The following is a 12,055-nucleotide window of genomic DNA, read 5'->3' as shown; positions in this document are numbered from 1 at the left end:
GTCAAAAGGTCTAAAAATCGACCACTTTTTGCAAAAATCGACCACTTTTTGCAAAGTCGTTGAATGTTTGGAATCTTTGTGATATTTTCTAAAATAAGGAAAAAAATGTGCCTTATGGCACAACAGATAAGCATGGAGGATGTAAAAATGGAAACACAGAAGTATAGTAGTCCACTAGGGGGGGACATTGTCACCGGCAAAGCCAATAAGGGCAAGGGCTGGAAAGGTTTAAAGGGACAGATGGCTTTGGCTCTCGCCGTATCGCTGTGGATGGCGACCGGCGGGATTGTATCGGCGGGACAGTCCACGACCATCAACGAGGACTACGAAGGCGATGTATACGGCAATCATGTCGGAGACGATTTGAGCGATTGGAGCGGCGACCCAAACAACAACACTGTAACCATGACGGGCGGCAACATCACATACGGCGGAGTTTTTGGCGCGTATATTGAAAACGAAACATCGGTTCAGTCGGCGACAGGCAACCAAGTCAACGTCAGCGGCGGGACAATCGAAGGCAACGTGCTTGCGGGAGCGGCGGTTTATAGAGGAGCAGGAAATAACAACGTCGAAAATAATACCGTCACCGTCAGCGGCACGGCGGCCATAAAGGTGGACATTTACGGCGCGTTGACAAGCAACGGCACGGCAAACAATAACCATGTCCTTATTACGGGCGGTAACGTGAACAACAACGGGAGCAGACGTATTTGCGGCGGGCTCTCCAATTACGGCGGGGACGCCACCAACAACACCGTCACGATTTCCGGCGGCACGGTGAACGTGGGAAGTATTATCGGCGGCAGCCTTGGAGAAACTATTGACTGGACTACCGGAGATCCGCTATACAATCTCACAGGCAAAGCCACGGGCAATCAGGTCATAATCAACGGAGCCAGCGTGAAGGCAGATATTAAAGGCGGCTGGCGGATGCCCGCCGATTACGATGCCTCTGCCGCCGTCACGGGCAATATTGTCACGCTGAACGGCGCGACGGTCACGGGAAGAGTTTTCGGCGGCTATTGCAACAACGACAATTACAACGGCGCGGTGGACATCGTCACGGGCAACACGCTGAACCTTTCCGGCGCGAACACGGTCAGCGGCATGGTGAAGAATTTCGAGACCATCAACATCAAAAGCGCGACTTGGGGTACGCCCGCGCTGACGTTGGCAGGTGACGGCATCCTTGCAAACACCGGCGGCGGCTATCCGACCATCAATGCGAACGCCGTCAATGTGTCCGGCGTCGCCAACGTGAAAGCCGGACATACGACAAAATTGATTGAAGGCGGTATGGGGGCGTATGCAGGGACGATTGCCTCCGGTCCGCTGAAATCCGGCTCCACGCTGGAAGTTCCCGGAACGACGGCAAAAAGCGGAAACGACCTCGTCTTTACCGCGTCCGGCGATGTGCAAGTCCAGGAGCAGACCCATAACACTGTTATGGGAGCTGAGGTTGGTATGGCAGCATTGTCAGCTGGTAATGATTTCGTGGGTGCTGCTACTGAAGGCCTTGCTATGGCTGGGAATGCAGGAGCAGACGGCCTTGCCACTTATGCCAATATGGGTGGCGGCTCCATGAATGTGGAAACCGGTTCCCATGTTAAGACCCATACTTGGAATGCTATTTTGGCCCTTGGCCATAAGAACGAAAAGAAGCTATCCACCACAGAATATGGTGCCTTCTTTGAATATGGTACTGGTAATTATACCACCTTTAATGGGGCTGAAAGGGGCGACGGCTCCACCCATTATACTGGTGGCGGTATCCTTGGCAAGTGGCAGAAGAATAACGGCTTTTATGTAGAGGGGAGTCTCAGAGCCGGTTCTATTCACGATGATGCCACCAATGTACTCCGTGATGTAAATGGCAATCCATACAGCTATGACACTGACGCCACCTATTGGGGTGCCCATATTGGCGTTGGTCGGGAAATAAAGCTGAATAAGACAGATATTCTTGACCTTTATGCCAAGTATTTCTATAACCATAGGGGCAGTGTGTCCTTTGATGCAGGGGGTCATTACGATTTGGATGCAGTGGAATCCAGCGTTCTTCGTATTGGTACCCGTTATACCGTAAAAAAGAACGACAAGGTTAATTTCTATGGCGGACTGGCCCTGGAGCATGAATTCTGTGGCAGAGCAGCTGGTACAGCTGACGGCGTAGCCATTCGTGGTGCTGACATCAGCGGAACCAGTGTCCGTGGTGAAATTGGTGCTACCTTCCAGCCAGGAGATAATAGCCCTGTAACCCTTGATCTGAATCTTAGCGGTTTTGCTGGGAAAAAACGGGGACTTACTGGGGGACTTTCTGCAGTATTCCATTTTTAAGAAAATAGTTGAAGGGACTGCTTCGGCAGTCCCTTTTTTTACCCTGTGAACCGTTGAGTTTACTGGCAGGACGGATATAATGAAGGTAAGAAAGTGAAGCGGATTTTTCACTTATGACAGTAAAAAATATGTCATTTTAGAAGGAGGTTTTGTAAATGATGAAGAAATTAATTCGTCACATAAACCTTATTGGCCATGAGATAAACCAGTCTATTGAGGACGGGTATCCAGAGTCAGATCGGGAAATATACTGCAAGCGCCTCCATACTATTAAGGAGCCTGATGAAAAGGACTGTATGAATTGCCCGTATTTTGGAGGCCTTGGACAAGGAACAGCCCATGAATGTGTATGGGAAGAACCAGTGGATATCAGCTCGGAGCTTTACAGGGTTATTCAGCACAAGGACAGATACAAGGAAATGGAGCGGGTATCTGAAATGATAGAGGCCGGGGTTGTGGAGAAAGAGAAAATATACCCTTTTGAAAGACTTACCCCTGATGAAATGGCAAAAATGGCAGCAGAATCTTTAAGGACTCCAAGCAAGCCAATGACTGATGAAGAAAAAGCAGAAGATGATGCTGAACATGGATATTTTGAGGATGATTAAATAAGATATTTTGAAATGAGGTATAGAACATGAAGATTTATTTTGCTGGTTCCATCCGTGGTGGCAGGAAGGATGCGGAACTTTATCGTAAGATTATAGCTGACTTGAAGGAAAAGCATCAGGTCCTTACTGAGCATGTGGGGGATTTGAGCCTTTCCGTCGTGGAAGATAAAGGGGATAAGGCAATTTATGAGCAGGACACGGCATGGCTTCGTGAATGTGATGTTGTGGTAGCTGAGTGTACCCAGGTGTCTCTTGGGGTAGGTTATGAGCTGGCTTATGCTGAAGCCCATAACAAGGAAGTACATATCTTTTACCGCCCTAATGAAACCCAGCTTTCTGCCATGCTTTCCGGAAACGAATATTTTAAGATACACCGCTATAACAGTGTAGATGAACTGTTGGAGCTGGTGAAAAAAATTGTGGGGATGATTTTCATGGATATGAATAAAGCTAAGCGATATCATGAACTGGTGGAGGATTCGCAAAAATCTTATCGCGATAATCCTGACGAGCATAAAAATAATAAAATTGAATTGGCCGCTCTTGATACTGATATCTGTAAGGAAATAAATCTCTACACATACTGGCAGGGGCTAGGGTACGAACAAAAGACCCCACACATAAAATATCTTTTGGTCGGACAGGACTGGGGCAACCCTTTCTTGGGACGGGATGATTTTATTGATAGAGTCATTGCCATAAATAATGGCCATGAAGAACCTTATTATGAAAAGGCGGTTTTTGACACTGATGATAATTTAGTGGAGCTTTTTAAGGTTCTTAAAGATAGTGAGGGAAAACCTTATAATATCGCTACTAAACGATATGATGATCTGTTTTTCACCAATTTTTGCCTTGGCTACAGAAGGGGCAAGGAAAGCGGCGGTATGCCAAAAGGCCTTATGAAAAAGGATGCTAAATTTTTTAAGAAGCTAGTGGTTATTTTGGAACCAGATAATATTCTCTGTCTTGGAAAACGCACCTTTGAATGTGTTTATGAGGCATTATGTGATGACAAAACCAAAAAGCCAGAAGGCTTTAGTGGACGATATAATAACTTTATAGAAAAGTCTTTAAGTAACCCTATTCTTTTTAAATGCGGAGAAAATAAAAATACAAGAATTTTTCCTCTGGCACATCCCGGCTATATGGGGACAATGAACCGTATCAACAGAGAGGGAACTATTAAAAAAGGACTTGAACAACAAAAGGATGACTGGAAGAATATTCTGCAATGATTTTATCAATATTATGTTTGTAATCTGGGACTGCTTCAGTAGTCCCTTTTTTTGCCCTGCGGAATATTGAATTTACTGGCGGGGCGGATATAATGGGGGTAAGAAAAGGCCATGCTGAAAGGCGGTGCGGATTATGTTCACATTATTTGTAACAATGCTATGGGTAATCATTATTGGAGCTCTAATTGGTGCAGTAATATCAGGAATTAAGGCATTGCCACGTGTGGCCAGGGAAGAACGATTTCGCCAGCAAAAGGAAAAGGAATACTATGCAAGTATTGAAAAGTGGAAAGCAACGGATATGGAAATGTATAGAATGCTAGCTGAAATAAACCCTTTTGAGTATAAAACATATTATGCTAAGCCACCGGAATACAGGCCTAAAGATATTACGTGAAATGAGTAGGGAAGAACTAAAGTATAATACTATGGCCATGGAAGCATGTGACAGAGGAATGAAGAAAATCCAAGAGGCAAAAGAAAAAGAAGATGGTTGATTTAAGTATTCGATGAAGTAATAATGTCGCTGTAAAGGAGGCTTTATTATGGGAAAACTCTCTGAAACAGATATGAAAATGTTGGAGAAGGCTGCGACCGAATTTTTGAGGGGAGATAATTGGAAAAAACCTATTCCACCCAAAATGCGCCGTCCAAGGGGACAGGATTATCCCTCGCTAAAAGGTAAGGGGTATTTAGAAATTCGTGAAGGTCCTTATGAAGAAGAATACTTTTGGATTATGCCTGTTAAACTTTTGAATGCTGAACCTAATGGGGACCTACGGAAAATTCAATTTTTTCCAAAAGGACAAATATCTATTGATGTAGATTACATAATATGTTTTCTGCGGGTATTTGTGGAAAAGTATCTTAATAAGGATTTGTATTTTAAAGTCTGGGGAAACCATTTTGAGTTTGAGGGATTCGAATGGTTTGGAGAGAATATCTATTCATATTCGGATATGAAGAAAATGCTTAAGGAAATTACTGAAACAGCAAAACTGCTGGAAAAAGATTATGATAATCCGATTTTGGACCAATTTAAAAAAGATTATAACTACCATTATTTGATTTACAGCCATATACCTGGATTGACGGAAGAAGGGGAGAATAATGTTATCAAAAAGAATATAGATGTATTGACAGACTTTTACCGCAGATTTGTAAAGCGTATTGAATTGATGATGAAGCAGTATCCAGACTGTACTCATATTGCATTTGAGGATAGTCTTGAAGGCGCTATACGGGTAAGAGATGAAGAATATATAAGGAAATCTAAGCACCCTTAATTGGGTGCTTTTTCTTTTGGGCGGGGCGTACGCCGGGGGTGCGGCTGCGCTCTCTTTTAGGGGCTGTGTGCAGTCGCGTCCACGGCTGGGGGGTGGGGTCCCGTGAGGGAGAGTGGCCACGAAGGACTGGTCAGCTTTCGATAAGTTTGACTATCGGACAGTAAAAGCGGGTGGCGGTCGTTGTTGGTCTGGTTTTACTTCCGATAGTCGTAAGGAACTTATCGGACGCTCACCAGTAATGGCTTATGAGCTGGGGACAAAACCACGAGCATACAGGGGGAGTGCCGTCAATGGGGAAGGCGCGGCTGGATGCTCCATCCGGGTCCCCTGCCATACTCATAGTAGTAGCCCTATAGTAGCCTCCCGCTTAAAATGGCTTTTGCTGTAACAAAAGCCGACCATGTGCGGGCGCATACTGCCCCCGCGGAAGGACGGCTTCTGCTACAGCAGAAGCCATTTAAAGCGGAATCCCCAGAGTATGGCCACGCAATAAAATACGGCTTCCCTGGGCCCCCACGAGGCCCCGAAGCCGGGGACGAACCAAGACCTTCCAATACATGACTTTATAGTATAAGGTTTTTACTTCCTGCTGTTCGCCTATATTCTTCTGTACATTCCAGTATTTGTTGCCACAATATAAGGGCTTTTCTGCTGAACATTTTGTCACATAATACCATTTTGTACAGTTTTTAATTTGCTACACATGACCTAATTGTATAGTAAAATAAAGCCAATTTTCAGCATAATTTTTTGATACATTGTAGTCATGTTTATTGGTACCAGCTCCAAGTGTAGGCCCATGAGTATGGGCAGGAGTCACCTTCTGGGCATCCGCTTTTGTATCAGGGAAGGAGCCTCCAGCCTCATAAGGCAGAACATTTTACTTCCGATAAACGCCGGAGAGCTTATCGGAACTCCTGGCTATGCTCCGGGGGCCAATGGTTCCGATAAGCACATTTATCGAAAGTAAGATGTCCACTCGTGCCAGCTATCCCTCACGGGTCTACCCCGCCCTCCGCCCAGAATAACCTCACGGGCCCCCGCCCACAAGCCGGATGACGGGGCAGCACACAGCTCTGAAAAGAGAGCGCCACCCCACCACCCGGCATACGACCCACCCATAAAAAAGACCGTCCTTTATGCAGGATTATAATAGTATATTGTCGAAGAAATGGGCAATGTAATAGATGATAAATGGAGGGGCCTTCTGCCCCAAGAGGTGAGAATATATGCGTGAACGTACTAAACGGGAGCGGATACGCATAGTAGACCGCTACTATGGCAATTATGATGATCCGGATACTCCTGAAACTCCCGACAAAACTGAGGATAAAAACGTCAATATGTATAACCGCTACGAAGACCTTGAGGATGAAGACGAGAGCGACGACGATTGGTAAGCCTGTCTTAGAATTAACCAATACGACCCGCTGATGGAGGGGCATTCAACAAAATATTGCTTAAATCGACAAAAGGCCCCCATGTATAAAAGTCAAGACAATTTGGAGAATTTGAACGGTTATGATTTTCATGAAAAAAATGCAATTGCAAAGTCAACATTTGATTTCATGTCGGCAAAAATGCGATTAGAAGAGGGTATATAGAATTGGAGGAAGACTATGGAAAAAGCATTCGCAATCCCAATATCCAGGCGTGACTTCATGAAACTGGCGGGACTTACGGCGGCGGGAACATTGCTCGGCGTCCAGGATAACGTCCCAAAGGCGGAGGCTTCCGCCGCTCCAGCGCATAGGGTTGATTTTGAAAAGGCTGCTATTCCAACGCTTTTTAACGTCGATGTTTGCGTGGTAGGAGGCGGTGCTGCCGGTACTGCGGCTGCCATAAGTGCTGCACGGAAGGGCGCAAAGACAGTGCTGGTTGAGCGGGGGATTTCCCTTGGTGGTCTGGCGACCCAGGGTTGTGTTTTCCCATGTATGCCAACCTTTATTGCTGGCAGTGACACCCCCTACATTACTGATTTGAACAAACGAATGGAAAAGCAGGGAGCCCCCCTTGACTTGGGTATAGAAACGAATACTTATTATGGTGGGGGAAAAGGACAGTATGTACCGGAATATCTCACACTCATCTATGACGAAATGTGTGGGGAGGCCGGTGTAGAGATACTTTATAATGCTTCATTGGTAGGGACCGTGACCAAGGACGGCAAAATCACTGCATGTGTTGTTCAGACTGCTGAGGGTCTTGCCAAGATCAAGGCCAAGGTTTTCATAGATGGTACGGGGGATGCACTGTTGGCTCGATTTGCCGGTGTTCCGACGGAAAAGGGTTCGGAAAAAACGGGTCGCAATCAGCCCATGAGCCTGCGTTTTGAAATGGGTGGCATTGATGTGGGGAAAGTGTATCACTTCTTTAAAAATGATTTAAATGACGACTATGGAAAGGATATTTTTGGACTTGTAGATGATGCCTTAAAGGAAAATCGTCCACCTTTCTTCGAATTTGCGAAATGGAAAAAGAGCGAAAATTTCTTCAAGGAAGGCGTGGCAAAGGGTGAACTTACTGAGGATGACATTCTGTATATTCAGGCATTTACCATTCCAGGCAAGCCAACTGTTATGTCAATGAACTGTCCGGAAATGCCCCCGATGTCCTTTAGTTCAACAGATGCGGTTTCAGCCAGTAAGGCAGTGAGCTTTGGCCGCCGGATGATGCGCCATTTGGCATCATTCTTTATCCAAAATTTGCCTGGCTTTGAGAAGGCCTATATCAGCCGCGAAGCCAGTATGATCGGCGTCCGTGAGTCCTGGCGGATTCGTGGCAAATACTATATGGATGTTGAAGACTATCTGCATGCACGTCATTTCACCGATGCTGTCTGTCGTACAGCTTATCCAGTTGATATCCACGATGTAAAGCTGGATCTATTTAAAAAGCTGGAAAAAGGACAATATTATGAAATCCCATATCGTGCATTGGTGACAAATGAAATTGCAAATCTGCTGGTAGTAGGCCGCTGTGCCAGTGGCAGCTTTGCCGCCCAGGCATCCTTCCGCATCCAGCCAACTTGCATGAGTATGGGAGAAGCGGCTGGCATTGCTGCTGCGTGGGGGATTTCTCACGGAATCGAAGCTAATGCCCTGCGCTGGGAAGATATTCCTGCAGAAGAGCGTAGCTACATGAGCGAGGGATAATAGGAGCCAGTCCTTCCACCAAATCAGAGATAGTTCGGGATGAATCGAATCAGGAGTGAATGAACCAGTGACCAATACGAACCCGCTGAATTTTGGAGGGTCATTCAACTTGACCGCTTTAAGGACGAAGGCCGAAACTATTGAAAAATCCCAGGGATTTTTCGATACGCTTACCCAACTGGTCAAAGAGCTATGGTCTGCAGCCTAAATGTTGTAAAGTGCTGGAAAAAATAGGAAAATGGTGATTAATAATGAACTATAATCGGAAAAAGTGTTGGGGAGCTGTTGTTATCGTATTCATAGCGGCTGTTTTGACGGCAGGCTACGCCATAGGAGATTATTTTGTTGATTATGCCCTGAAGCGCGGCAGCGATGCAGATCCCTTGGCGCCTCCTGCTGCCTGCGTCAATATTCTTGACAAGAGCAGGGAAATGCCTGAAGAGCCGGCGGTGCCGACGGAAGAGTGGAGTATGACCATGCCGGACGGCAGGAATGTAGTGGCAGTAAGTTATAGAACCGTCCAAACGGGACACCGCTGGGTTATACTGGCCCATGGCTATGGCAGGGATCACCGTTATGTCCGGGATTATGCCGAGGTTTATCTGAAGCAGGGTTATCACGTGCTCTCGCCGGACTTATGCGCCGCCGGGGAAAGTGATGGCCAGTACATTACCATGGGGGTCAAGGAAAGTGAGGAAATTGCCAAATGGGCAGCTAAAGTCAAGGAATCCGATGACGATGCAGAAATTGTATTGCACGGAATATCTATGGGGGCTGCCACGGTAATGCTGGCAGCGGGCAGATACGAAATGCCGGGACTGGCAGCCGTCATAGAGGACTGCAGCTATACCAGCGCCTACGATATGTTTACAAATCAACTGGACGTTATCTTTGGCCTGCCGGAATTCCCCATTATGACATGCGTAGACATTGTAAGCGGCATCAAAACCGGGGTGAAAGTGTCAGACGCTGCCCCCATAAAGGCGGTTCCCGGCATCAAGGTTCCGATTATGTTCATCCATGGGACGGCGGACAAACTGGTGCCGCCTTCTATGATGGATAAGCTGTACAATGCCTGCCCTGCTCCCAAGAGTAAATTTATCGTAGAAGGAGCAGGACATGGGGATGCGATGACAGTGGCCGGAAAAGAGTATTGGGAGGCTGTTTTCAGCTTTTTGGATGACTGCCTGGGGGCGTTATCCATATCAAGGTGAGATAATGACGGACAGAAATAAATACTGCAGGGGCACTAATACGACCCTCCGGAGGGGCGTTCAACTTAAGAATGCTGGTCAAAATCGTAGATTGGATTCGTAAGGCTTTTGTTATTTGATAAGGAGGACAATATGGGGGAGCGTTTTTTCGTAGCAAGCTGTGTTTTTACGGAAGGTGAGCCGGAACTCAGTCGCAAGATACAGGCGTATGTGAAGGATAGGTTTTCTTTGCCAATCATACGTTGCTGCGTAGCGAAGTACAAAGTGCAAGAGTTTGAAGAGCGAATGCCAGAATGGTATCGGGACGAATGGAAATCCGTCAAGCATTATGAAAATTTCCCGACAGGCAGTACGATGGTTTCCATTTGCCATAATTGTTCGGCGATTTTCGAGGAGCGTCATCCCGAAATTCAGCGGCAGTCCATTTGGGAGTTGATTTTGGAGGATGACAGTTTCCATTATCCCAACTATAAAGGTGAGAGCATGACCGTGCAGGATTGCTGGCGTTCCAAGGAAAACCATGCCGAACAGGATGCCGTGCGCGAACTTATGCGGCGTATGAACATCAACATCGTCGAACTTGCCGAAAATTATGAACAAACCAAGTTTTGCGGCTATTCCCTTTACCAGCCACAACCGCCGCGCAACGCCAAACTTGCCCCCAAACGCTTCGTAGAGGGGGCAAGGGGATTGTTCGAGGAACATACCGAAGAAGAAAAAAAGCGGTTGATGGAAGAATATTGCTCGCAAATTTCGACGGATAAAGTTGTCGCTTATTGTCACTACTGTATTCGTGGCTTAAATTCGGGTGGCAAAAAGGGGATTCATCTCGCAAGACTTCTGTTTGAGCCGGAAAAGGTATTGGATTTTCTACCACAAGAAAACTATCTGGGCAAATGATACAGCCCCAAAGAAAAAAGACCGGTCCGAAAGGCCGCCCTTTCTACCATATTGACAACGTATCAGTTTTTTATTATGATTTTATCGAACTAAGGGGCCGAAGCTCCTCAGTTATTGGATGTTAGAGTTTGTTTAGTACCTTCTCGATTATACTTAGCAGGTGGTCGATTAGGTCTAGGACTAGGACGGCTACTACAAGTTGCTGTCCTTTTTATTTTGGCCAAAAAACAAAAAACGCCCTGCGGTGCAGAGCGTCATATCTTACTTCTTCAAACTTATCCTGATTATAGCATCAATCATATCCTTTGTCTTTTCATCAAGGCTTGGATATTCTTTGATAATTCTGGCTAGCCGTTTATCCGTTTTTGGATTTTCCATTGGCTCCGGGGAATTATCAGGCATAAAGTATTCCACCGGAACGGAAAGGGCCATGGAGAGATTACGCAAATCCTCATAGGTGATGCCTGGGGTGTAGCCCCTTTCCCAATTAGAAACCACCTGTGAGGACTTCTTTATTTTTTGTGCCAGCTCCACTTGGGTCAGCTTTAGCTCTTTGCGTCTTTGTTTTATCTTATGGCCAATATTCATAGCAGATACCACCCAGTATGTGTAGAATTGTGTTTGTATGTCACACACAAACATAATTCTACACGGGGGGGACATTCCTGCAAATTTTTTTATCATTGTGGATAAGTATTGCCAAAAAAATTTATAACACTTTTCAACCTCCGGGGATATAAAGGATAAAGAAGACAACCACACAGAAAGGGGAGCCTAAAGATGACTAGATTTAAGAATGACAAAATGAAAAAGATATTGCCTCTTGTAGTTTTGATGATGTTCGTTTTTTCTAACGTAGCGTTTGCCATTGAAAGCACTGTGGTATATTACAATAAAGTTACAAAAAATACAGTTCTTATTTCATATAACAATTACTTTTGTGGAAAATTGGAATGGGTAGATTCCGGATTTGAAGAACTCTATGAAGGAGATAAACTGGAAGGACTTGTCGGCTGTGGTAAGCGTTATCTTAAAGACCTTACAAATGACAGGGAAGTGGGCATCTTTATAAGTAAAACCAACCTCACTAAGGATAGCGCGAAGGAATGGGTAAGAGAGCAAGAAAAAAATGGTATTTGGTGAAAACTAAATAATAATCACGGGGCTGTTCTCAAATCAGAGAATGGCCCTTTAGTTTTGGGCAAAAGAAAAGAGTGTGTGAAAGTTTTTCTGTAAATAACATAATTAGTAATCTGTAAGGTCTTCTATGGTAAAATAAAATCATAGGAGGCCTTTTGTTATGGCAAGAAA

The 12,055-nt window shown here is 45.5% G+C and carries 12 protein-coding genes; 11 read left to right on the top strand and 1 reads right to left on the bottom strand.

All coding sequences use genetic code 11. The features are described from left to right. Positions 1 to 363 precede the first annotated feature (363 nt). The 10 genes from T355_RS0111910 (at position 364) to T355_RS14375 (ending at position 10,744) form a co-directional block, all read left to right on the top strand. On the top strand, positions 364 to 2,340 hold the full coding sequence (locus T355_RS0111910; RefSeq protein WP_155851690.1) for an autotransporter outer membrane beta-barrel domain-containing protein: 1,977 nt from the start codon (positions 364 to 366) through the stop codon (positions 2,338 to 2,340). A 155-nt stretch (positions 2,341 to 2,495) separates the two neighbouring features. After that, positions 2,496 to 2,948: a hypothetical protein gene (locus T355_RS0111905; protein WP_027397941.1), complete on the top strand. Its 453-nt coding sequence runs from the start codon at positions 2,496 to 2,498 to the stop codon at positions 2,946 to 2,948. Between the two features lie 29 nt (positions 2,949 to 2,977). Continuing rightward, positions 2,978 to 4,189: a nucleoside 2-deoxyribosyltransferase gene (locus T355_RS15500; RefSeq protein WP_231483039.1), complete on the top strand. Its 1,212-nt coding sequence runs from the start codon at positions 2,978 to 2,980 to the stop codon at positions 4,187 to 4,189. 133 nt (positions 4,190 to 4,322) lie between these two features. Further along, positions 4,323 to 4,586, top strand: coding sequence for a hypothetical protein (locus T355_RS0111890; protein ID WP_027397940.1), 264 nt, complete (start codon positions 4,323 to 4,325; stop codon positions 4,584 to 4,586). 148 nt (positions 4,587 to 4,734) lie between these two features. After that, positions 4,735 to 5,475, top strand: a complete 741-nt coding sequence (locus T355_RS0111880) for a hypothetical protein (protein ID WP_027397939.1) — start codon at positions 4,735 to 4,737, stop codon at positions 5,473 to 5,475. 799 nt (positions 5,476 to 6,274) lie between these two features. Next, positions 6,275 to 6,445, top strand: a complete 171-nt coding sequence (locus T355_RS15350; protein WP_155851735.1) for a hypothetical protein — start codon at positions 6,275 to 6,277, stop codon at positions 6,443 to 6,445. 259 nt (positions 6,446 to 6,704) lie between these two features. Further along, positions 6,705 to 6,875 carry a hypothetical protein gene (locus T355_RS15345; protein WP_155851734.1) on the top strand — a complete coding sequence of 57 codons (171 nt, stop codon included), beginning with the start codon at positions 6,705 to 6,707 and terminating at the stop codon, positions 6,873 to 6,875. A 219-nt stretch (positions 6,876 to 7,094) separates the two neighbouring features. Continuing rightward, a complete protein-coding gene (locus T355_RS0111870) occupies positions 7,095 to 8,630 on the top strand; it encodes an FAD-dependent oxidoreductase (RefSeq protein WP_051555567.1) in 1,536 nt (511 codons plus the stop codon). A 251-nt stretch (positions 8,631 to 8,881) separates the two neighbouring features. After that, entirely contained in the window at positions 8,882 to 9,844 is a 963-nt protein-coding gene (locus tag T355_RS0111860) for an alpha/beta hydrolase (RefSeq protein ID WP_037330162.1), read from the top strand. A gap of 132 nt (positions 9,845 to 9,976) precedes the next feature. After that, a complete protein-coding gene (locus T355_RS14375; protein ID WP_051555566.1) occupies positions 9,977 to 10,744 on the top strand; it encodes a hypothetical protein in 768 nt (255 codons plus the stop codon). Positions 10,745 to 11,005: 261 nt separating this feature from the next. Here T355_RS14375 and T355_RS14870 read toward each other — a convergent pair whose 3' ends face one another. After that, entirely contained in the window at positions 11,006 to 11,332 is a 327-nt protein-coding gene (locus T355_RS14870; RefSeq protein ID WP_051555565.1) for a helix-turn-helix domain-containing protein, read from the bottom strand. Positions 11,333 to 11,524: 192 nt separating this feature from the next. On the opposite strand from T355_RS14870, the gene T355_RS0111845 reads away from it, so the two are divergent. After that, complete coding sequence (locus tag T355_RS0111845) at positions 11,525 to 11,887, top strand: hypothetical protein (RefSeq protein ID WP_027397936.1); 363 nt, start codon at positions 11,525 to 11,527, stop codon at positions 11,885 to 11,887. Positions 11,888 to 12,055 lie beyond the last annotated feature (168 nt).

The sequence above is a fragment of the Anaerovibrio lipolyticus LB2005 genome (genome assembly GCF_000621545.1).
Lineage (GTDB): Bacteria > Bacillota > Negativicutes > Selenomonadales > Selenomonadaceae > Anaerovibrio > Anaerovibrio lipolyticus_A.
The sequence above is the reverse complement of the archived record's forward strand: the minus strand, read 5'-3'. Positions and strand labels throughout refer to the sequence as shown.

Coding starts and splice junctions, on each gene's coding strand:
- T355_RS14870 (WP_051555565.1), bottom strand. CDS start 11,332: ATGAATATTGGCCATAAGATAAAACAAAGACGCAAAGAGCTAAAGCTG.
- T355_RS14375 (WP_051555566.1), top strand. CDS start 9,977: ATGGGGGAGCGTTTTTTCGTAGCAAGCTGTGTTTTTACGGAAGGTGAG.
- T355_RS0111880 (WP_027397939.1), top strand. CDS start 4,735: ATGGGAAAACTCTCTGAAACAGATATGAAAATGTTGGAGAAGGCTGCG.
- T355_RS15345 (WP_155851734.1), top strand. CDS start 6,705: ATGCGTGAACGTACTAAACGGGAGCGGATACGCATAGTAGACCGCTAC.
- T355_RS15500 (WP_231483039.1), top strand. CDS start 2,978: ATGAAGATTTATTTTGCTGGTTCCATCCGTGGTGGCAGGAAGGATGCG.
- T355_RS0111870 (WP_051555567.1), top strand. CDS start 7,095: ATGGAAAAAGCATTCGCAATCCCAATATCCAGGCGTGACTTCATGAAA.
- T355_RS0111860 (WP_037330162.1), top strand. CDS start 8,882: ATGAACTATAATCGGAAAAAGTGTTGGGGAGCTGTTGTTATCGTATTC.
- T355_RS0111905 (WP_027397941.1), top strand. CDS start 2,496: ATGATGAAGAAATTAATTCGTCACATAAACCTTATTGGCCATGAGATA.
- T355_RS0111845 (WP_027397936.1), top strand. CDS start 11,525: ATGACTAGATTTAAGAATGACAAAATGAAAAAGATATTGCCTCTTGTA.
- T355_RS15350 (WP_155851735.1), top strand. CDS start 6,275: ATGAGTATGGGCAGGAGTCACCTTCTGGGCATCCGCTTTTGTATCAGG.
- T355_RS0111890 (WP_027397940.1), top strand. CDS start 4,323: ATGTTCACATTATTTGTAACAATGCTATGGGTAATCATTATTGGAGCT.